This is a genomic window from Faecalibacterium sp. OM04-11BH, assembly GCF_003482185.1.
In the GTDB taxonomy this organism is placed as follows: Bacteria; Bacillota; Clostridia; order Oscillospirales; family Ruminococcaceae; genus Faecalibacterium; species Faecalibacterium tardum.
This window is the reverse complement of the sequence record NZ_QULS01000005.1, coordinates 92,863-114,786: the sequence shown is the minus strand read 5'-3', so window position 1 is coordinate 114,786 and position 21,924 is coordinate 92,863. Positions and strand designations below refer to the sequence as shown.

The following is a 21,924-nucleotide window of genomic DNA, read 5'->3' as shown; positions in this document are numbered from 1 at the left end:
CGGACACGAATCGGGCCATTCCATCGCCCGCCCTATTGCCCTGCGGGCAACAGGGTCCCACCCCAGCGGACGGTCCTCAGAGAAAGTACCAATCGCCCGGGTCAAACACAGCAACCCTTTTACTCCCCCAGAAAGCTGGGCAGCTGCTTTTCCAGCGCTGCCAGCGCGTTGCCGCGGTGGCTGATGGCATCCTTTTCGTCCGGGGTCAGCTGGGCATAGCTGCGGTTCTCGGTGTTGGGGCGCTTGTCCGTTTTGCCCACACCGCAGTCGGCGGGGATGAACAGCGGGTCGTAGCCAAAGCCGTAGTCGCCGCACAGCCGCGTAAAAGCGATGCTGCCCGGGCACTCGCCCATGCAGGTCAGGTGCCGACCGTCCGGCAGGATGAAGCACACCGCCGAGACGAACTTTGCCCCCCGCTGCCCGGCAGGCACCGCCTGCATGGCAGCCAGAAGCTTATCGTTGTTGGCTTCATCATCGCCGTGGTGGCCGCAGTAGCGGGCGCTGTACACGCCGGGTGCGCCGTCCAGCGCGTCCACACACAGGCCGGAGTCATCGGCGATGGTAGGCAGGCCGCTGGCCTTGCAGATGGTCTCGGCCTTGATGAGAGCGTTTTCCGCAAAGGTGGTGCCGGTCTCCTCCGGCTCGATGGTGATGCCCAGCTCTTTCTGGCTGACCACCTCATGTCCCTGCGCTTCCAGAATGCGGCGCAGCTCGCGGAGCTTACCGGCGTTGCCGGTGGCTGCACAAATTTTCATCTTGATACTCCTTCCGCTTTCAAAGCTCCCCCTGAGAGGAAAGACTCTCCCCGGTCGGGGAGAGATGGCGCGTCCAGCGCCAGAGAGGGGAATCTCCGTTTCCGCGCCGCTGTAAGCGGACGGAACGGTGAGAGGGTTTTGTTTTAATGCTTCCATTCCCGGGGGAGCAGCTCTTCCACAAAGCCCTCCGGGGTAAAGGGCAGCAGGTCGTCGATGCCCTCGCCCACGCCGATAAAGCGCACCGGCAGGCCCAGACGCTGCTTGACCGCCACGACGCAGCCGCCCTTGGCGGTGCCGTCCAGCTTGGTCAGGATGATGCCGGTGGCATCGGCAGCCTTGCAGAACTCCTTGGCCTGACTGATGGCGTTCTGCCCGGTGATGGCATCCAGCACCAGCAGGGTCTCAAGGCTGGCCTCCGGGCTTGCCTTTTTGACGCTGCGGCTGATCTTGGAAAGTTCTGCCATCAGGTTTGATTTGTTGTGCAGACGGCCTGCGGTGTCCGCAATGACCATATCATAGCCGCGTGCGGTGGCAGACTTGACCGTATCAAAGATGACGGCGGCGGGGTCTGCGCCTTCGCCCGCGCTGACGATGGGCACGCCGGCACGGCTTGCCCAGATCTCCAGCTGCTCGCTGGCAGCGGCGCGGAAGGTGTCGCCGGCGGCCAGCATGACCCGCTTGCCCTGCCGGGTGTAGTAATCGGCCAGCTTGGCAATGCTGGTGGTCTTGCCCACGCCGTTGACGCCGATGACCAGAATGACGGCGGGCTTGCCGTCCAGTGCCATCTCGGCCTCCGGGGTCATCTCCTCGGCAATGATGTCGCGCAGAGCATCTGCGGCCTGCTCACCGGTTTTCAGCCCCTTGTCACGCACACGATCGCGGAGCTTGTCCACCAGATGCACCGCCACCTCGCCGCCTACGTCGGCAAGGATCAGCTGCTCCTCGAGATCATCGTACATTTCATCGTCGATGACGCTGCCGGTCAGGGTGTTCATAATGCTGCCCCAGAAGCCGGTGCGGGTCTTTTCCAGACCCGTTTTCATCTTGTCTTTTTCTTTTTTTCCAAATCCGAAGAACGCCATAGTGGTCCTCCTATCTATTTTCTATTTACTTTATATCAGGAAACCAGCGTTGCGTCAACCTGTTCCAGATCCAACTTGAGCAGCTTAGACACGCCGTCCTCCTGCATGGTAACGCCATACAGCACGTTGGCGGCCTCCATGGTGCCGCGGCGGTGGGTGATGACGATGAACTGGGTCTTGTCGCTGATGCGGCGCAGATACTGGGCAAACCGCACCACGTTGGCATCGTCCAAGGCGGCTTCGATCTCGTCCAGAATGCAGAAGGGCGCGGGGTTCACCGCCAGAATGGCAAAGTAGATGCTGATGGCCACCAGCGCCTGCTCGCCGCCGGAAAGGGCTTCCAGATTCTTGATCACCTTGCCCGGCGGCGCCACCCGGATGCCGATGCCGCAGGCCAGCACATCGCTTTCGTCCTCCAGCACAAGGCTGGCTTCGCCGCCGCCGAACAGCTCGGTGAATACGCGGCTGAAGTTTTCGTTGATGGCGCGGAAGCTGTCGGTGAAGATCTCCCGCATCTGGGCAGAAAGCTTTGCGATCATGCGTCCCAGTTCGTTGCGGCTCTCCTCCACGTCGGTCACCTGACGGGACAGTTCATCGTAGCGGGCTTTGACCTCCTTGTACTCCTCGATAGCGCTCACGTTCACGCTGCCAAGGGCGCGGATCTTGCCGCGCAGGTCTGCCACCTGTGCCCGCAGCGCGGTCAGGCTGTCGAACTCCACGCACAGCTGCTCCGCCTGACTGACTGAGAGCTGGTACTCGTCCCACAGCTTTGCCACGGTCTGGTCGTACTCGGTCTCGGCAGCGGCCTTGCGCTCGGCAAGGCGTGCCATCTCCCGGCCCATCTCCTCGCGGCTGTCGGAGGCGGTGCGGGCTTTTGCCAGTGCTTCCGTTTCCTTCTGCTGGCAGGCAAGCCGCTTTTCAGTAGCTTCGCGGATGGCCTGCTCCTTTTGGGTAATGGTGGTCTGGCTGTCTGTTTTGGCCTTGCGGATAGCTTCGATCTCGGTGCGGCAGGCTTCACTGCGGGCGGCAAGGGCGGCAAGGCTTTCTTCCAGTGCGGTGCGGCGGGCAGCGGCGTCCTTGGCACGCTGTTCCAGCGCGGCGATCTGGCTGTAAGCCAGCTCTGCATCCTTGCGGCGGGTCACCTGTTCCAGCCGCTTGGCGCTGAGCGCCTGTGCCAGCTGGTTCTGTTGGGTCAGAAAGCTGTCGCTGCCCTCTGCAATGCGGCTCAGCTCGGCAGTCAGCTGCTCGATCTGCGCTGTCAGCTCTGCCTGCTGCAAGGCAGCGGCATCCGCCTTTGTGCGGCTGTCGTTCAAAGCAGCCTGCAAAGTGTCCATCTGCTGCTGCGCGTTCTGCACGGCAGTTTCCAGCTGGGCGGCGGCAGCTTCCAGCCGCTTCTGTTCGGCCTCCGCACGCACCCGGTCGTTGGCAGCGGTGATCTGCTCGCTGGCGGTGGCGGTCAGCTCTGCCTGCAAAGCATCTGCCTGCTCTTTACACTGGTCAGTCTTTTCCTGTGCGGCAATGCAGTCCTTTTGCAGCTTCGCCGCCTTCAGACGCAGCTCCTCCATCTCCTGCTTGCGGGTGAACAGACCGGCGCTGCGCTGCACGCTGCCGCCGGTAAAGCTGCCGCCTGCATTGATCACCTGTCCGTCCATGGTGACCACTTTGTTGTGGTAGCCGTTGTCCCGCGCCACGCGGGAGGCTTCGTTGATATCCTCCACCACGATGATGCGTCCCAGCAGGTTCGAGACGATATTCTCGTACCGGGGGTCAGCCTGCACCAGCGCAGAGGCCAGCCGTGCCGTGCCGGACAGCCGTCCCCGGAACGCGCCGGGCTGCACGGTGTCCAGCGGCAGAAAGGTGGCGCGGCCTGCATGGTCGTTGCGCAGCAGGGCGATAGCGGCTTTCGCGGCGGCTTCGTTTTCCACTACGATGTTCTGCAGCGCGCCGCCCAGCGCGGTCTCGATGGCAACCTCGCACCCGGACTCCACTTTCAGGATGGTGGACACCGGCCCCAGAACGCCCCGCAGACGGCGGGCCCCGGCGGCGCGCATGACCGCGCGCACCGAGTTCTGGTAGCCGTCCATGTTCTTTTCCAGCTCCCGCAGCACCGAAAGGCGCTGCCGGGCGGCATCCAGTTCCCTGCCCAGCCGCTGCTCAGCGGCATCGGCTTCGTCCAGCGCGGTCTTGCGTCCTCGCAGCTTGAGCTCCAGACCGGAGCGGATGTTGCCCAGCTGCTTTTCGTTTTCCTCCAGCGTCTGGCGGTACTTTACGGTATCGGCCAGATCCTGTCTTGTTTCCTCCAGCTGTGCGGCGGCATCCCGGGCGCTCTGCTCCAGCGCGGGCAGACGCTGCCGGGCGGTATCTCCGGCTGCTTCGGCGGCAGCCTGTGCCACCTGCGCTTCGGTGCGCTTTGCAGTGTGGTCGGCAAGCTCTGCCCGCAGGCTGTCCTTGCGGGCACCGCTGGCGGTGCTGGCATCTGCCAGCCGGGCAAGTTCGGCATTCAGCGCTTCGATCTCTGCCGCCAGCTTTTCGCCCGCCGCTTCCATGGTCTTTGCCACGGCGCGGTGGCGCTGCAACGCGGCGTCTGCTTCGGCGGTGTCTTGCTGCCCGGCGGCGATCTCCTGCTGCAGGGAAGCCGCGCTCTCGTCATTGCGCAGAATATCGTTTTCCAGCACGGCGATGCGGCTTTCGGAGCCGCTGATCTGCTGGGTGATGCTGCGGATATCCCCATTCAGGCGCTCGACAGCAACCGTCAGCTGCTGTGCCTGCATACGGATCTCCTCAGCCTCCTGCTCGGCGGCCTTGGTCTCCCGGTCAAAACGCTCGTAGTCGGTCTGGGCAGTCTCGTAGTCCCGCACCTGCTGGCGCACGGCCTCCCGGGCGCGGTGCACCCCATCGGTCCACAGGGTCACTTCCAGCGTTTTGCGCTGGGCGCTCAGTTCCAGAAACTTCTGCGCCTTGGCGCTTTCTTTTTCCAGCGGGCCCACCCGGCTTTCCAGCTCGCCAAGGATATCCCGCAGGCGCTCCAGATTTTCGCCCGCCGCAGCCAGACGGCGCTCGGCCTCGGTCTTGCGGTAGCGGTACTTGGCAATGCCGCAGGCTTCTTCAAAGATCTCGCGGCGCTCGCTGCTTTTGGCTGCCACGATCTCCGCAATGCGTCCCTGCCCAATGACCGAATATCCGTCCCTGCCGATGCCGGTATCCAGCAGCAGCTCATACACGTCCCGCAGACGGCATACCTGCCCGTTGATGGTGTACTCGCTGTCGCCGGAGCGGTAGTATTTGCGTCCGATGGTCACCTCGTCCGCGTCCACATCCAGCGTGTGGGCGGTGTTGTCCAGCGTCAGCCGCACCTGCGCAAAGCCCATGGGGCTGCGCTTGCGAGTGCCGCCAAAGATGACGTCCTCCATCTTGCCGGCGGCGCGCAGCTGGCGGGAGCTGGTCTCGCCCAGCACCCAGCGTACCGCGTCCGAAAGGTTGGATTTGCCGGAGCCGTTAGGCCCCACCACGCCGGTGACGCCGGTATCAAAGCTGATCTTTACCTTATCGGGAAAGCTTTTAAAGCCCTGGATCTCCAGTTCCTTGAATACCATTTACTTTTCCTTTATAACGCCCAGCAGCTTGAGCGCTTCCTTGGCGGCGCACTGCTCGGCGGCTTTTTTGCTGCGTCCCTCGCCCCGCGCCACGCGGTCGGAGTTAAAGCGCACCGCCACCACAAAATGCTTGTCGTGATCCGGGCCGGACTCGCTTTCCACCACATAGCTCAGGCGCTCTTCCGGGTTCTGCTGCACGATCTCCTGCAGACGGGTCTTGTAGTCTGCCTCGGCGTGCTTGCCCTCGGTGATGAAGGGTAGGATAAACTTGCGCGCCACCTCCATGCCGCCGTCCAGATACAACGCGGCAATAACAGCCTCAAAGGCGTCCGACACCACGCTGGGGCGGGTGCGGCCGCCGCAGCGCTCCTCGCCGCGGCCAAGGCGCAGATACTCGCCAAGGTCGATCTCCTGCGCAAACTGGAACAGTGCACCCTCGCTGACAAGGCTGGCGCGAATGCGGGTCAGGTCGCCCTCCGGGCGGTCAGCGTAGGCGTGGAACAGGTAGTCTGCGGACACGATCTGCAACACGCTGTCACCCAGAAATTCCAGCCGCTCGTTATGCTTGACCGGGGTACGGCTCTCGTTGGCGTAGCTGGTGTGGGTAAGCGCGGTCTCCAGCAGCTCCGGGTTTTTGAATTTGTAACCGATGATAGTTTCCAACTGATGGCTCATGGTCGTTTTTACTCCCTTTTATTCCTCAGTTTTCTGCGCTGCGGCCAGCTCGTCCAGTGCGGACTGCATGGTGCCGCACAAATCGTTCTCCACGCAGATCTTTGCCTGCCGGATAGCGTTTTTGATGCCCTTTGCCTTGGAGGAGCCGTGTGCCTTGATGACCGGCTGCTTTGCGCCAAGGAAGGGCGCGCCGCCGTATTCCTCGCTGTCCATCTGGTGCTTCAGGTCGGTAACGCCGCCCTTGAGCAGCAGATATGCCAGCTTGCCGCCAAGGTTTGCAAGGAACATCTGCTTGAGCATACCCAGCAGCATCTTTGCCACGCCCTCGGTCAGCTTGAGGATGACATTGCCGGTAAAGCCATCACAGACCACCACGTCCACCTCGCCGTTGGGCACATCACGCGGCTCGATATTGCCCACAAAGCGGATGCCCGGGGTAGTCTTGAGCAGCTGGTGGGCGTCCCGCAGCACGGGGGTGCCCTTGCTCTCCTCGGCACCGTTGTTGGCCAGTGCTACGCTGGGGTTTTTGCGTCCCTCTACTTTGTTCACATAGCAGCTGCCCATGACCGCAAAAGCGGCCAGCATCTCCGGGCGGCACTCCACATTGGCACCGCAGTCCAGCAGCAGATAAGCCTGCCGCTTTGCGGGCACCATGGTAGCCAGTGCCGGGCGCTTGACGCCCCGCAGGGTGCGCACGATGAGGCTTGCGCCAACGTGCAGCGCACCGGTGCTGCCGGCAGAGACAAAGGCATCGCCTTTGCCCTCTTTAAGCATATTCAGACCCACCACGATGGAGGAATCCTTCTTCTGGCGGATAGCGCGGGCGGGCTCGTCGCACATCTCGATGGTCTCGGTGCAGTTCACCAGTTCGATGCCGTCCAGCGGAATGTTGTGCTCGGCGGCAGTTTTGCGCACCAGCGCCTCGTTGCCCACACCGATCAGCTGCACGCCGTACTCCTTGACGGCCTGTGCAGCGCCTTCCAGAACAGCCAGCGGGGCGTTGTCGCCGCCCATCATGTCCACAATGATCTTCATACCTGTTTTCTCCTTTCAGGTGGTTTGCCTTACAGAGCAGTTTCCTCCAGCCACTGCTGGAAGCTGGCAACAGCGCGCTCAGCCTGTGCCATGTAACGCAGCCGCTTGTCCCGGGGACGGGTCTCGGCGGGCAGCGGCGGCAGAATGCCCATGTTTGCGCCCATGGGCTGGAAGTTCTTGTTCTCGGTGGTCAGATACTGCACCAGCGCACCGCACATGGTATCGGCGGGCGGCGGGGGCAGCTGTTTGCCCTCCAAGTGGGCGTAGAGATTGCGTGCCGCCAGCAGACCGCAGGCGGCGCTTTCCATATAGCCCTCAAAGCCGGTGATCTGCCCGGCAAAAAACACGTTAGGGTGTGCTTTCAGGCACAGCTGGGCGCTGAGCACCCGGGGCGCATCCAGAAAGGTGTTGCGGTGCATCACACCGTAGCGCACAAACTCCGCATTTTCCAGCCCGGGGATCATGCTGAACACCCGCTTCTGCTCACCCCATTTGAGGTTTGTCTGGAAGCCCACGATGTTATACAGGGTGCGCTCCTTATTTTCTGCGCGCAGCTGTACATTTGCCCAAGGACGGTGGCCGGTGTTCGGGTCTACCAGACCCACCGGGCGCAGCGGGCCGAACCGCATGGTGTCGGCACCCCGGGCAGCCATGATCTCAATGGGCATACAGCCCTCGTACACAGTGACGGTATCGGCCTTTTTGCCGTGGGCGTCCGGGTCGGGCTTTGCGCTCTGCTCTGCACCGGTGTCAAAATCGTGCAGGGGGGCACGTTCCGCACCGGCTAGTGCTGCGTGGAAGGCCTCGTACTCTGCCTTGTTAAAGGGGCAGTTCAGGTAGTCGGCCTCGCCACGGTCGTAGCGGGAGGCGGCAAATACCTTGTTGTAGTCCAGACTTTCGGCGGTGACGATGGGGGCAACGGCATCGTAGAAATGCAGCCGCTCGTCCCCGGTCAGGCGTCCGATCTCATCGGCCAGCGCACCGTCGGTCAGCGGGCCGGTGGCTACCAGAATGGGAGTGCTCTCGTCGATGGTTTCCACCTGCTCCCGGTGGACAGTGATATTCTCACACTGCTCCACCATGCGGGTGACAGCGGCGCTGAAGGCATCGCGGTCCACCGCCAGCGCACCGCCGGCGGCCACGCGGGTCTCCTCGGCGGCAGTCAGCAGCCGACTGCCCATGCGGCGCATCTCTTCCTTCAGCAGACCGGAGGCGGAGTCCAGCCGCTCAGCCTTCAGGCTGTTGGAGCAGATCAGCTCCGCAAAGCCCTCGCTTTTGTGGGCGGGGGAAAAGTGGACGGGCTTCTGCTCGTACAGTTCTACCTGCACGCCCTTGCCCGCCAGCCAGAGAGCCGCTTCGCAGCCCGCCAGACCCGCGCCCAGAATGGTTACTTTGTACTCGTTCATTTGGTTTTTCCTTTAATCCTTTTTGGGCACCGGCATCTCAAAGCCGCAGCCCTCCTTGGCGCAGTACAGCTTGCCGCCCTTGCGGAACAGGGTGCTGCCGCACTTTTCGCACTTGGTAGCCACCGGCATATCCCATGTCATAAAATCGCAGTCCGGGTAGCGCTCGCAGCCGTAGTAGATGCGTCCCTTGGAGCTCTTGCGTTCCAGCAGACGCCCCTTGCCGCACTTGGGGCAGATGCCGCCGGTATCCTTGACGAGGCGCTTGGTGCCCCGGCATTCCGGGAAGCCGCTGCACGCCAAAAACTTGCCGTACTTGCCCACCTTGATGACCATGGGACGGCCGCACAGGTCGCACACCTCGCTGGAAGGCTCGTCCGGCACCTTGACCTTTTTGCCCTCCATGTTCTTTTCGGCCTGCTCCAGACTGGCTTCAAAGCCCTGATAGAAGTCGTCCACGGTCTTGCGCCAGTCGGCCTTGCCGCTTTCCACCTTATCCAGATTCTTCTCCATCTGGGCGGAGAAATCCACGTCCACGATGTGGGGGAACTGCTCCAGCATCAGCCCGTCCACAGCCCGGCCCAGCAGGGTGGGCTTAAGCTTTTTCTGGTCGCGTTCCACATAGCCGCGGTCGATGATGGTGGTAATGATAGGTGCGTAGGTGGAAGGACGGCCGATGCCGTTTTCTTCCAGCGCCTTGATGAGGGTGGCTTCGGTGTAGCGGGCGGGCGGCTGGGTGAACTTCTGCTCGCTCTTCAGCTCCCGCAGCTTGAGCACCTGTCCCTGCTCCAGCGGGGGAAGGTTCGTTTCCTTCTTTTCCTTTTCGTCGGTGGCTTCCTCGTACAGGGCGGTAAAGCCGTCAAAGGTCACGGTGTAGCCGCTGGCCTTGAAGTGGTAATCCGCCGCACTGACGGTGACCGACACGGTATCCTGCTGGCAGTCTGCCATCTGGCTGGCCATAAAGCGGCTCCAGATCATGCGGTACAGCTTTGCAGTGTCGCCGCTGATGCTCTTGTCCACCTCGTCCGGGGTCAGGGAGGGCACAGAAGGACGAATGGCTTCGTGGGCGTCCTGTGCTGCCGTGGCGCTTTTGGTCTTCCATGTGCGCTTATAGGGGCAGATATACGCCTCGCCGTAAGCACCGGCGATATACTCCTTGGCGGCGGCCACAGCCTCGTCCGAGATACGCAGACTGTCAGTACGCATATAGGTGATCAGACCCATCATGCCGTGCCCGGCAATATCCACGCCTTCGTACAACGTCTGGGCGGCGCGCATGGTGCGGGTGGCCGTAAAGCCTAAGCGGCGGGAGGCCTCCTGCTGCAGGGTACTGGTGATAAAGGCCGGGGTGGGCTGCTTTGCGCGCTTGCCGCGCTTGAGCTCGCTCACCACATAGCTTGCGCCCTCCAAACCCTTTTCAATGGCGCGTGCCTCCGCCTCGCTTTTGGGCAGCAGCTTTTTGCCGTTGGCGTCCGTGGCAAGGCGTGCCACAAAGCTTTTGTGCCCGGCACCCAAGGTGGCGTCCACGTTCCAGTATTCATCGGGCTTAAAGTTTTCGATCTCCTTTTCCCGGTCGTCGATCAGCCGCACCGCCACGCTCTGCACACGGCCTGCGGACAGGCCGCGGCGCACCTTGCGCCACAGGAACGGACTGAGCTTATAGCCCACCAGACGGTCCAGCACGCGGCGCGCCTGCTGGGCGTTGAACAGATCCTCGTCGATGGCGCGGGGGTGGGCCATGCCCTCCTTCACGCCCTTTTTGGTGATCTCGTCAAAGGTGACACGGTTGGGCTCGTGGGGGTCCAGCCCCAGAATATTGGCCAGATGCCAGCTGATGGCCTCGCCCTCGCGGTCCGGGTCGGTCGCCAGCAGCACGCCGTCGGCGTGTTTGGCCTTGCTCTTCAGTTCCTTGATGAGCTTTTCCTTGCCCTTGATGCTGATGTATTGCGGGGTATAGCCATGCTCCACATCGATGCCCAGCTGAGATGCGGGCAGATCGCGGATATGGCCCATGCTGGCGGTGACCTCGTAGTCATCGCCCAGATATTTGCCGATGGTTTTCGCCTTTGCAGGCGACTCCACGATAACCAGTTTCGCCATTTCTTCTTTTCTCCTCTATCTGCAACGTGCCCCCAAAGGGATGCACGGTCATTCGCTCATATTATTGTACCACAGCTGTTGTGTGCTTTACCAGCGGAAATATTCCACAATTTTACCGCAGCACATACCGCTGCCCCGGCTGCTTGTACACCCGGCCGGTGAGTTCCAGCTTCATCAGGGTGCCCAGCAGTGCGGACATGGGCAGGCCGGTGCTCACGCACAGTTCCTCGATGCCCACGGGCTTTGGCCCGATGCCCGCCAGCACCCGGCGCTCGGTATCGCTCAGGGGTGCAGGCTGCTTTACAGCCGCCGGTGCTGCCTGCCGGGTATGCAGGCCCAGCGCCGCCAGCAGGTCGGCAGCGCCGGCCACGGCCCGGGCGCGGCCGTCCCGCAGCAGACCGTTCGTGCCTGCTGAATTGGGGGAATAGATGCTGCCCGGCACGGCGTACACCGGCTTGCCGTAGCGCTCGGCGTGGGCAACGGTGGACATGGTGCCGCTTTTTTCCCGCGCCTCCACCACCAGTACGGCAGAGGAAAGCGCCGCGATGAGCCGGTTGCGCTGCAAAAAGCAGGTAGGGCCAATATATTCACTGTATGGCGGGTACTCGCTGATGACGCAGCCCTTGTGCTCGATTTTCTGCCGCAGAGCGGCATTGGCTGCCGGATAAGTGCGGTCGATGGGTACGCCCATCACCGCGATGGTGGGGCAGTCGTTTTTCACTGCCGCCCGGTGTCCGGCGCTGTCCAGCCCATCGGCCAGACCACTGACGATAACAGCTCCGTTTTTTGCCAGTTCGCCGCCGATATCTGCCGCCGCGTTCAGACCGTATTCCGTGGGCTTTCGGCTGCCCACGATGCCCACCGCCCCGGGCTCGTTGAGCCAGCAGGGGTCGCCGGTGCAGTAGAGCACCAGCGGCATATCCGGGATGCGGGAAAACGCCAGCGGGTAGTCCGGGTCGTCAAAGGGCAGAATGCGCACCCGCAGGGCATCGCACTGCATCACCAGCGTGTGGAAACTTTCTGCATCCAGCTGTGCTGCCCGCTTAAAGGCCGTATCCCCTGCCGCCTGCCGGAATTCCTCGGTCTCCCGCGCTTCCCACGCCTCCTGTGCGCCGCCAAAGGCATCCAGCACCTTTCCGGCGTGGAGACTGGCGGGCCCCAGCACCTGCGCCAGCCACAGCCAGCACAGCAGCGGGTCGGGTGCAGGCTCCGGCGGGAACAGGCTGGTCTGCCCGGTCACAGGCTCTCCTCCCGGAAATGCCACAGCAGGATGCTGCCCGCAATGCCGGCGTTCAGGCTTTCCACCCGGTCGGTCATGGGGATGCGCACCGTGCTGTTGCAGGCGGCGATGGTCTCGTCGGTCAGACCCTGTCCCTCGCTGCCGATGACCACGCAGACACCGCCGGGGTACCCGGCCTTTGCCGCGCTGAGCGGCTGGGACTGGTACAGCGCCGCCGCAAGGCAGGTGATGCCTTTTTCCCGCAGCAGAGCGATGGCCTGCGGCATGGCACCGGTCTCGATGACCGGGATGCGCACCGCTGCGCCCATGGAGGCGCGCAGGGTCTTAGGGGCGTAGACACTGGCGCAGCCCTCGCTCAGGATAACGCCGTCAAAGCCAAAGGCCGCTGCGCTGCGCAGCAAAGTGCCCACATTGCCGGGGTCCTGCACCCGCTCCAGTGCCAGATACCGCCCACCGGGGCGCACCTCCTCCAAGGTATGCACCGGGGTGCGGAACACCCCGAACACCCCCTGATGGGTGCCCACGTCTGCCAGCTTGTCCGCCACATGATCCTCTACCAGATAATGCTCGCCCGGCAAAGCGGCAAGCTCCGGGCACTTTTCCAGTGCATTTTCGGTATAAAACAGGGTCTCCAGCTCTGCACCGCGGCAAAGCTCCGGGCACAGCTTGCGCCCTTCGGCCAGAAAGCGCCCCTCGGCGCGGCGGAATGCTGTACTGGAAGCAAGGCGGCAGGCATATTTTATTTTTGCGTTTTCCCGGCTGGTGATCTTTTCGTCCATGCGTTCCTCCTGAACAGGTGTGTATGCGTTCTGCTTTGGATACAATAGAAAAAGGGCAGCGACTGCCGCAGATTTCTGCGGCAGGGCGCTGCCCCGTTGCCTTGTTTCCCTGGCCGCAAAAAATGCCCGGATACAAAACGGACGCCCGCGTATACGCGCGGGCGTCACGATGCAAGGTCTTTATCAGGCGTTCTTCACGGTCTCGACCAGAGCGGCAAAGCTCTGAGGATCGTTGATGGCCATCTCGGACAGCATCTTGCGGTTCAGCTCGATGCCTGCCTTCTTCAGGCCAGCCATGAAGGTGGAGTAGTTCATGCCCAGAGGACGAACTGCGTTGTTGATGCGGCAGATCCACAGGTTGCGGAACTGACGCTTCTTCATGCGGCGGCCAGCCAGAGCGTAGTTACCGCTCTTCATGACCTGCTGCTTGGCCATCTTAAAGTGCTTGCTCTTGCAGCCGTAGAAGCCCTTGGCCAGCTTCAGCATCTTCTTACGACGTTTGTGGGTCATGGTTGCGCCTTTGATACGTGCCATTTTTTATATCTCCTTTAGTATCTCGTAGAAAGTTTTGTGTACCTGCGGCTCGCTCTTAGGCGTAGGGCAGCATGCTCTTGATGGTAGCTGCGTTGGTCTTATCAACGTAGCTGGGCTGACGGTAGCCACGGGTCAGCTTGGTGGTCTTCTTGGTCAGGATGTGGCTGCGGAATGCATGACCACGCTTGATCTTGCCGTTCTTGGTCAGCTTAAAGCGCTTCTTAGCGCCGGAGTGCGTCTTCAGTTTCATCTTAGCCATTTTAGTTTCCTCCTAAAATTAGTCCTTATTGGGTTTCGGGATCAGCAGAATGGACATCGTGCGGCCCTCGAGCACGGGCGGCTTATCGGTGGATGCCTGAGGCAGCGCCTCGGCAAACCGCTTCAGCACGTCTGCGCCCAGAGCACTGTGCGCCATTTCGCGGCCGCGGAAACGGATCGAAACCTTTACCTTGTGTCCGGCTGCCAGAAACTTGGCAGTCTGGTTGAGCTTGGTGTTGAAGTCGTTGGTGTCAATATTGAGCGAAAGGCGGGTCTCCTTGACCTCGACAACCTTCTGGTTCTTCTTGGCTTCCTTCTCCTTCTTCTGCTGTTCAAAACGGTATTTACCGTAGTCCAGCACCTTGCACACAGGCGGCACAGCCTGCGGTGCGATCTTTACCAGATCGAGCCCGGCTTCTTCTGCAGCGCGCATGGCCACCTGAATGGACACAACGCCCTTCTGCTCGCCGTCTGCACCGATCAGGCGAACCTCACGATCACGGATCTGGCCGTTGATCTCCAGTTCCTTCGACTTTCCAGCGGTAGCGATAATGAATGCACCTCCAAACAAAATCCATAGTGTTGCAATATTTGGCATAGAAAACGCGGCCGCCCATATTCTGGACAGCCGCGCGAAATTTCACACAAAGCCGCAGCATTCGCAAAGGAATAAGCTGCTGTTTCGGGTATAGCCCGGGGACATTCTCCCACAAGGCGAGCGCGGCACAGGCCGTAGCTGCTTTCTTTACCCGGTTATTTTACCACGCCTTGCCTGCCCTGTCAAGCACTTTTTATGCGTTCTTTGGAAAAAATATGACTTTTCCCTTTTACGCCTCGATCAGTTTGCCCAGTGCAAAGGAGTAGATGCCCTTATAGGTCACCTTTTTTGGCGCAAAGCGCTTTTCGATGGCAATGGCGTAAAGGTTCAGCTGGGCGCGGTAGGCGCGCAGGAAGTCGCTTTCCGCCTTGCGGCGGTCGGTCTTGTAGTCCAGCAGTTCCAGATGATCCGGGTACACCAGCACAAGGTCGGCAATGCCCTGCACCAGCACCTGCGCGTCTGCGGCAGCGGGCAGTTCCTCGTGCCCCTGCGCCGCCAGCACTGCACCGGCGGGCAGCGCCGTGATGAAGGGCAGCTCCCGCAGCACCTGCTCGGCGGCGCAGATCTTTGCAAAGGCTTCGCTTTCCACAAAACGGCGGATGCACACCGCATCCAGCTTTTCCGCGATCTCCGGGGCGGTCAGCTGCAATGCCACCTGACGGTCCCGCTCTGCCGGGATGGCCTCGTCCAGCGTGCCCGCGGCCTTGGCCGCAGCCAGCCGGGCAAAGTCTGCGTGCTCCAAAAAGGCGTGCAGCGCGGTGCCCATCTCGGCGGCGGTCAGGCCGTCCTTGGAAAGGAAGCCCGGGCGCTCCAGCGTGGTCTGTTCGGTCTTGTGCACGATGCTGGTCACGCTGACCTTGGCGGGCACCTGCGCAAGCGCTGCCGCCGGGTACTGCCATGCAAAGTTCTGCCGCAGGGTCTCAACCAGTGCCGGGTCGGTCTCCGGCGCTTCGTCCGGCGTATCTGTATCTATTTCCTCGGACAGCTGCACGGCATCGTCGCACACTTTGATTGCCATCGTACTTTCGGTCTGCACAAACAGCAGCTCCCGGTTGCCGGAAAGCTGCCGCAGCACCCCGCCGTCCGGGTGCACCAACAGCGCCGCCCGCAGCCAGTCGGCAAAGCTGTTGGCCTGCTGGTGCAGTGTGGCTCCCGCCCCGGCAGCCAGAAAAGCCGCTGCCTTGGCAAAGGGCTTTGCGCTCTTGCCACTGCTCAGGGGTACGGTGAGGATGAGCTTATCCTGTGCACGGGTGAGCGCCACATACAAAAGGCGCATCTGCTCGCTGCGCAGTTCCTTAGCGTGGGCAGCGGCCAGCGCAGTGTAGGCAGCGGTCTTGTAGGCGCCCTCGCCGTTTTCCGGCCGCAGCCGCAGCCCTGCGCCGAAAGTGCGGTGCACCAGCACCGGCTGACGGATATCCGAGGCATTGAACTTGCGGGCTGTATCCCCCACGAACACCACCGGGAACTGCAAGCCCTTGGAGCGGTGGATGGTCATGATGGACACGCACCCGGGGTGCACCCCGCTGGGTACGGTGTCCTGTCCGGTGCTGCCTGCCTGTGCGGCGGCATCAATGGCGCGCACCAGCGCCGAAATGCCGCCTGTACCGGAAGTGGCGCAGAAGTTGGCAAAGCGGCGGGCATCCTCCCGGCGGCGGGCACCGTTTTCCAGCACGCCCAGCGCCGCCAAATAACCGGTGGAGGCAAAGATCTCTTCCAGCAGCTGCTCTGCCGGGGCGCTGCGCGCCATCTGCCGCAGGGCGGTGAGGTGGGCGTAGAAGTCCTTCACCTTCTCGGTAAAGGGATCGTCTGCCGGGTCCTCCAGCGCCAGCAGCAGCGCGCCGTACAGGCTGATGCGGGCGGGCTTTTTGTCCGGCTCTGCCGACACCTGACGGCTGCGGGCGCGCAGTCGCACAAGGTCATCCTCTGTAAAGCCGAACATGGGGCCCAGCATGGCGGCAGCCAGATAGATATCCTGCGAGGGGTCGTCGATGACCTTGAGCAGGGCGATGAGGGGACGGATGTGGGGTGCAAGCATCAGGTTCTCCCGGGCGTCGGCATATACCGGGATGCCCCGGGCGGTCAGTGCCTCCACATAGGCCGGGAACTCGGTGCGCGCTGCCAGCAGTACACAGCAGTCCTCGTACCGCACTGGGCGGGTGGTACTGCCCTCCCGCACCGGCTCTCCGGCAGAAACCAGCTGCGCGATGCGTTCGGCGATCCAGCCTGCATCGGTTTCCGTCTCATCGTCCGGCAAAAACTGCACTTCCACGCTGCCCTGATATTCCCCGGGCGCGCCGCAGACCAGACGCTGCCCGTCGCCGTAGGCGGTATCGCCCAGCTCCGGGGTCATGAGCTGCTCAAAGAGGTAGTTGATGCCCGCCACCACCTGCGGTGCGGAGCGGAAGTTTGCATCCAGCGCCAGCAGTGCGTCCGTGCCCGGGGTGCCCTCCGGCGGGCGTGGACGAGCTTTTGCGCCCGGCAGCAGCGGCCAGCTGTCCAGCTTTTGCCGGAAGATGCCCGGCTCTGCCTGCCGGAAGCGGTAGATGCTCTGCTTCAAATCGCCCACAAGGAAAAGGTTATCTCCCGCCGGGGCGGCAAGGCAGCGGTAAAGCGCATCCTGCAAGGCGTTCGTGTCCTGATATTCGTCCACCATCACGGCGGCGTAGTCCTGACGGATGTTCTCGCACAGGGGAGTGGGCACCCCCTCCGGGGTGCGCAGCAGGCGCAGGGCAAGGTGTTCAAAATCGCTGAATTCCAGCAGCTTGCGCTCCCTTTTTCTGGCCGTGAACCGGGCATCGAAGTCCCGCACAGCGGCAAACAGCGCCCGCAGCCGGGGCAGGGTGATCTGCCGGTCGGTCTCGGCTTCGGCCTCGGAGCAGCAGATGAGTTGGGTCATCTGCTCAAACAAAGCGGCAGCTTCGTCCGAACGGGTCTTGATCTCCGCCTTGTGGTCGCCGCCCAGACGCTTTTTCATGCCTTTCAGGCCGGGCGCTTCCTCCATGCCCAGCACATAGGGGGTGAGCAGATCGTACAGCGGGTCCCACTGCCCGGCAGCTGCCAGCTGCTCCGCCTGCGCAAAGAGGGCGGCAGTTTTTTCCAGCCTTGTACCGGCCTCCTCGTATTTTTCTGCCACCGCGGCCTGTGCCTTTGCCCGGGCAGAGGGGGTCTTTTTTTCCTCAGCAGCTGCCTGCTCCTGCGCAAAATCCGCATGGCAGTCGGCCAGTGCTGCCTTCAGCAGCTCCCGCGCAGCCTTGGCGCAGCGGGCAGCTTCGGCCAGAAGCAGATCGTGCCAGCAGGTATCGGCAAAGCCGTTTTCCTGTTCATAAGGCGCAAGAAATTCGTCCAGCTTGCGGTCATAATCCGGCAGTGCCCGCAGAAAATCGTAGATCTGCAAAATGGCATCGCCTGCGGGCTTGTCCGTGCGTCCCTTGCCGTACAGGTCTGCAAAGGCGCAGAAATCCGGGTCGCGGTAGGCGTTTTCCAGCGTTTCAGCCAACGCCGCGCCCCGCAGCAGCTGCACGGTACCGGGATCTGCCGGGGCAAAATCCGGCGGGATATCCAGCGCCTGAAAATGCTTGTGCAGCAGGTTCAGACAAAAAGCATCAATGGTGCAGATGGGCGCGCGCTGCAATAGCATCCGCTGACGGCGCAGCATGGCGTTGCCGGGCTGCAGCTGGCTGCGGTGCAGCAGCGCCTGCCCGATGCGGGCACGCAGCTCTGCCGCCGCCGCGTTGGTAAAGGTAACGATGAGCAGCCGGTCGGCGTTGACCGGCTGCTCCGGGTCGGTGATCAGCTGCACCGCCCGCTCGGTCAGCACGGCGGTCTTGCCGCTGCCTGCGGCTGCGCTTACCAGCAGCGCACCGCCCCGGTCGGCAATGGCGGCCTGCTGCGCCGGGGTCCATTTGGGTCCGCTCACGGCTGTTCCTCCTCTTCTTCGGGTTCTTCCTCAGGTTCAAAGGGCTTTGCGGGGGCTTCCAGCGCACGCTCGTGCAGCCCGGTCTCGTGGCAGCAGATAAAGCTGTAATCGCACCAAGTACAGGGGCTTTTGCTGCTGCTCACCACCAGCGGCTCGGCGTCGATCTGCCCGCCGTAGAGCTGCTCGCCCATCTGGGTGACAAGGTCGTCCAGATGCAGCTGGATGCGGCTGAGCTTTGCGCTGTCCGCCCGTTTGTCCTTCTGGTAGGGACTGGGTGCGCCGTTGCGGTAGCCGAAAGGCAGATACTTGCCGGTTTCGTCCGCATCCATTGCGTCAAAGATCTTCTGCTCGTCCCGCACAAGGCCGTCCAGCTGGTACTCCACCGCCCGGGCAGCCTGCCCGCGGGGCAGGGTCTGGGGGGCGGGGTCGGCCAGCAGATACAACACGCCCGCCGGCTGTGCGCCGGTAAAGCGCCCGCCGGAATCCCGGGTCAGGCTGAACAGATACAGCAGCATCTGGCAGTCCAGCCCGCAGTAGACCTCTTTCAAGTCCAGCTTTTTGCTGCCGGTCTTGTAGTCCACCACCCGCACCCAGCGGGTGCCGTCGTCCTCGATCCACTCGTCCGCGCGGTCCACCGTGCCCACCAGCTGCACCGTGCGCCCGTCCGACAGGCGGTACACCTGCCCGGGCACTGCATCCTCGCCCCGGCCTATTTTCAGCTCACAGGCCACAGGCTTGAATTGGGACTGGTTCTGCTCGTCCCGCAGGTAGCACAGCAGGCTGGTCATGCTCTTTTTCAGCCGGGAGAGCAGGTAGGCAAAGCGTGCGGTATCCTCCGGCAGATAGCGCCGCGCGTACTCATCCACCAGCGCAGCGGCAAGGTCAGCCATGGCGGCATCGTCCAACTCCAAAAAGGGGCGCAGCCCGGCACAGGGGTTGTCCTCCCCGGGGTGGGGGTCCAGCGCCATCTGCAAGACCCAGTGCATCAGCGTGCCGCTCTGGTCTGCCGAAAGCTCCGCACGGCGGCGGGGTTTGAGCCCCAGCACATACTGCAAAAAGTAGCCGTAGCGGCAGGTATAGTATTTTTCCAGCTGGCTGGGCGAGATGTGCAGCCGCCTGCCCAGCAGCATTTCCAGCGTGGGCAGATCCTGCACCTGCCGGGGCGGGTCCTGCTCCATGCGCTGCAACAGGGCAAGCCCCCGGGGCGCCTGTACCCCTTCGCCGGGGGCGCGCAGCGCCTCGGTCAGGCTGGCACGTTCCAGCTCGGTCAGCGGCCAGCCGCCGCCCAACACGTCTAAGCCGTCTGCGGGGGTGGCAGCAAGGTCGATCAGTTCCAGCTGCGGCGCGGCGGGCTGCAATGCTTCCACGATGGGCTCCAGCGCGGCGCACAGAGTCTGCCCCTGCCCTTTCGGCCAGCTCATCCACAGCCCCTTTGCCGGGGCAGTAAGGGCCTTGTAAAAACAGACCTGCTCGCGCACCACGCGGTTCTCAAAGCAGTCCGGCAGGTCGATCTGTTTTGCCATCAGCAGGTCGCGGTCGGCGTGGGTCAGCAGGCCGCTTTCTGCGGGGGTACAGGGAAATTCCCCCTCTGCCAGCCCCAGCACAAATACATAGTCCGGTGCATCCAGACGCATTTTGCCGGCACTTGCCAGCACCACCGCATCCAGCGTCTGCGGGATGTGCCCAAGGTCGGAGGAACGCAGCAGCAGGTTGAAAAGATCCTCGTACTCCGGCACGGTGATGCCCTGACTGCCCAGCAGCCGTGCCATCTCGTCCAGCAGCTGCATCACCACGTTCCACTCGCGGGCGGCTTCCTCTGCCGCCGGGATGCCCCGGGCGGTGCGGATATCCTCCACCTGCGCGGCTTGCTGTCCCTCTGCGCCCAGCTCCTTCAGGCAGAAATACAATGCCCGGCTGATCTGCTCGGCGTTGGCGCTGCGCACCTTGCTGCGCAGGGTATCCACCGCCGTCACCAGCTTTTTGCGGGCGTTTTCGGCGCGGGTCAGGTTCTGGGTATCCTCCTCGGTCAGCTCGGCGTCACCGAAGCCCCGGGGGCTTTTTGTAAATTCTGCTCGCCACGCCGCTGCATTGGGCGACCATGTGTAGGCGTAGTTTTCCAGCGCGCAGACTTCCGGCTCGGTCAGGTCGCACAGGCCGGTCTTGGCCAGCACGGTCAGCTGCTCGGTCATGTCTGCGCCCCGCAGCAGTGCCAGCAGTGCCCGCACCGCCGTAGCGGGGGCGCTGAACTCCGGGGTGGTGGGCTCGTCACAGTACAGTGGGATCTCTGCCATGCGGAACTCGTACCGCACCGCAGCCCGGTACAGGCTGATATCGCGGCAGACCACTGCGATCTTTCCGCAGCGCACCCCCTGCCGCATCAGGCGGCGGATGGCGGCAGCGGCGCAGCGGGCTTCCTCTTCCCGGCTGGCAGCGGCAAACAGCCGCAGCTCCGGGGCGCTTTCCGGCGGGGTGCAGCTGCCGGTCTCCAGCAGCTCAGTCAAGGCGGCAAGGCCCGGGGCGTCTTTGTGGCGCAGGTCCCGCCGCAGCAGCTCCGGCGCTGCCACCTGTGCGCCGTTTTTGCGCGCCAGCTGGCGCAGCTGCGCCGCCACCTGCTTTGCACCGGAGAACAGTTCCAAATCCCCGGGCTGCATGGGTGCACCGTCCTCGCATAGTGCCACCGTCACGGCGGGCAGAGCGGCCAGCATCGCGCCCATCAGCCGCTTTTTGGGCGCGTTGAAGGTGTCGAACTCGTCAATGAACACCTCGCGCTCGCGCAAAAAGTCCGGCAGCTCGTTCCGGGCAAGCGCGGCTTCCAGACGGTCAGCCGCCAGCTCCAGACGGTCGGCGGGATCCATGCCGGTGCCCGCCAGCAGGCTCTCGTAGCCCTGAAAGATGAGCGCCAGCTCGCCAAGCTTTGCGCTCTCGGTGCCGCAGTCCCGGGCAAGCTCCTGCAATTGCTGCCCGGAAAGCCCGGCGCTTTTCAGCTCGTCGATGGTCTCGGCTGCCATCTGGCAAAAGGCCGCGCTGCGCCGGTGGCGGTAGTAGTAGTGCACGTTATCCTGCAATTCCTCCAGCGCACGGCGCACCAGCACCGCCCGCCCGGCATCGGTCAGGGTCTGCACCGCCGCGCCGCCAAGAGCCGCAAGGATATGCTCCGCCAGACTGGTGAAGGAATAACTTTCCACCATGCCGGAAAGGGCATCCCCCAGCTCCCGGTAGATGCGTGCCTCGGTGCTGGAGGTGAACTGCTCCGGCACCAGCAGGATACTGCGCTTTCCCGCCTCGGCACGGGCGCGGATGCGGGCATACAGCAGGGTGGTCTTGCCGCTGCCGGAAGCACCCAGAACCAGTTTCAGCATTTCGGTCTCCTCCCGCTCATTGATTTTTGTCTTTATTGTAACACGAAAGCAAAGATAAAACCACCGCTTTTCTTTGCAATCCCGCCGCCGCTGTGGTACACTGAAAAAAACATTCTGCACACCGGAAAGGGACTTTGTATGAAGATTTTAGCCGTTGACTACGGAGACAGCCGCACCGGCCTTGCCACCTGCGACCGCACCGAATTTCTGACCACCGCCATCACGCCCCAGATCACCTTAAAGGCCCGCAACAAAGTTGCCGCCCGGGTATGCGAGGTGGCGAAGGAGATCGAAGCCGAGATGATTCTGATCGGTCTGCCGCTGAATATGGACGGCACCGAGGGTGAGCGCGCCGCCAAGAGCCGCAAGCTGGCAAAGACCGTGGAACTTTGGAGCGGCCTGCCGGTGCGGATGTGGGACGAGCGTCAGACCACCTGCGCCGCCGCCGATCTTCTGGACGAAAGCGGCACCTACGGCAGCCGCCGCAAGGAGATTCTGGATTCGGTCAGCGCCACGGTGATTTTAGAGGACTACCTTGCATGGCGCAAGGAGCACCCCGGGGAGATATAAAAAATGATGCCTGTGCTCACGCACAGG

The 21,924-nt window shown here is 62.8% G+C and carries 15 protein-coding genes; 1 reads left to right on the top strand and 14 read right to left on the bottom strand.

The window, feature by feature from the left end:
* Positions 1–119: 119 nt before the first annotated feature.
* The 14 genes from rdgB to DXB44_RS06470 form a co-directional block, all read right to left on the bottom strand.
* On the bottom strand, positions 120–755 hold the full coding sequence (gene rdgB / locus DXB44_RS06535; protein ID WP_015536735.1) for an RdgB/HAM1 family non-canonical purine NTP pyrophosphatase: 636 nt from the start codon (positions 753–755) through the stop codon (positions 120–122).
* A 143-nt stretch (positions 756–898) separates the two neighbouring features.
* Entirely contained in the window at positions 899–1,837 is a 939-nt protein-coding gene (ftsY, locus tag DXB44_RS06530; protein WP_005928244.1) for a signal recognition particle-docking protein FtsY, read from the bottom strand.
* Positions 1,838–1,872: 35 nt separating this feature from the next.
* The gene (gene smc / locus DXB44_RS06525) at positions 1,873–5,430 is read right to left on the bottom strand and encodes a chromosome segregation protein SMC (protein WP_118658147.1); all 3,558 of its coding nucleotides are present in this window, start codon (positions 5,428–5,430) and stop codon (positions 1,873–1,875) included.
* The gene (gene rnc / locus DXB44_RS06520; protein ID WP_055185866.1) at positions 5,431–6,105 is read right to left on the bottom strand and encodes a ribonuclease III; all 675 of its coding nucleotides are present in this window, start codon (positions 6,103–6,105) and stop codon (positions 5,431–5,433) included.
* Positions 6,106–6,123: 18 nt separating this feature from the next.
* Positions 6,124–7,140, bottom strand: coding sequence for a phosphate acyltransferase PlsX (gene plsX / locus DXB44_RS06515; protein WP_118658146.1), 1,017 nt, complete (start codon positions 7,138–7,140; stop codon positions 6,124–6,126).
* Positions 7,141–7,169: 29 nt separating this feature from the next.
* On the bottom strand, positions 7,170–8,546 hold the full coding sequence (gene trmFO / locus DXB44_RS06510; protein WP_118658145.1) for a methylenetetrahydrofolate--tRNA-(uracil(54)-C(5))-methyltransferase (FADH(2)-oxidizing) TrmFO: 1,377 nt from the start codon (positions 8,544–8,546) through the stop codon (positions 7,170–7,172).
* Between the two features lie 12 nt (positions 8,547–8,558).
* Positions 8,559–10,643 (bottom strand): type I DNA topoisomerase, encoded by a 2,085-nt coding sequence (gene topA / locus DXB44_RS06505; RefSeq protein ID WP_005928228.1) that lies wholly within the window; start codon positions 10,641–10,643, stop codon positions 8,559–8,561.
* 112 nt (positions 10,644–10,755) lie between these two features.
* Positions 10,756–11,883 (bottom strand): DNA-processing protein DprA, encoded by a 1,128-nt coding sequence (gene dprA, locus DXB44_RS06500; RefSeq protein ID WP_118658144.1) that lies wholly within the window; start codon positions 11,881–11,883, stop codon positions 10,756–10,758.
* Positions 11,880–12,662: an RNA methyltransferase gene (locus DXB44_RS06495; protein ID WP_118658143.1), complete on the bottom strand. Its 783-nt coding sequence runs from the start codon at positions 12,660–12,662 to the stop codon at positions 11,880–11,882. The genes dprA and DXB44_RS06495 overlap by 4 nt, the downstream gene beginning before the upstream one ends.
* Positions 12,663–12,845: 183 nt before the next feature.
* Positions 12,846–13,196: a 50S ribosomal protein L20 gene (gene rplT, locus DXB44_RS06490; protein ID WP_005935552.1), complete on the bottom strand. Its 351-nt coding sequence runs from the start codon at positions 13,194–13,196 to the stop codon at positions 12,846–12,848.
* A gap of 55 nt (positions 13,197–13,251) precedes the next feature.
* Positions 13,252–13,455 (bottom strand): 50S ribosomal protein L35, encoded by a 204-nt coding sequence (gene rpmI / locus DXB44_RS06485; protein WP_005928215.1) that lies wholly within the window; start codon positions 13,453–13,455, stop codon positions 13,252–13,254.
* Positions 13,456–13,473: 18 nt separating this feature from the next.
* Entirely contained in the window at positions 13,474–14,052 is a 579-nt protein-coding gene (infC, locus tag DXB44_RS06480) for a translation initiation factor IF-3 (protein ID WP_055185860.1), read from the bottom strand.
* A gap of 229 nt (positions 14,053–14,281) precedes the next feature.
* Positions 14,282–17,968 carry a UvrD-helicase domain-containing protein gene (locus DXB44_RS06475; protein WP_118658142.1) on the bottom strand — a complete coding sequence of 1,229 codons (3,687 nt, stop codon included), beginning with the start codon at positions 17,966–17,968 and terminating at the stop codon, positions 14,282–14,284.
* On the bottom strand, positions 17,965–21,327 hold the full coding sequence (locus DXB44_RS06470; protein WP_118658141.1) for a PD-(D/E)XK nuclease family protein: 3,363 nt from the start codon (positions 21,325–21,327) through the stop codon (positions 17,965–17,967). The genes DXB44_RS06475 and DXB44_RS06470 overlap by 4 nt, the downstream gene beginning before the upstream one ends.
* 138 nt (positions 21,328–21,465) lie before the next feature.
* On the opposite strand from DXB44_RS06470, the gene ruvX reads away from it, so the two are divergent.
* Positions 21,466–21,897 carry a Holliday junction resolvase RuvX gene (ruvX, locus tag DXB44_RS06465; RefSeq protein ID WP_015536729.1) on the top strand — a complete coding sequence of 144 codons (432 nt, stop codon included), beginning with the start codon at positions 21,466–21,468 and terminating at the stop codon, positions 21,895–21,897.
* Positions 21,898–21,924: the final 27 nt, after the last annotated feature.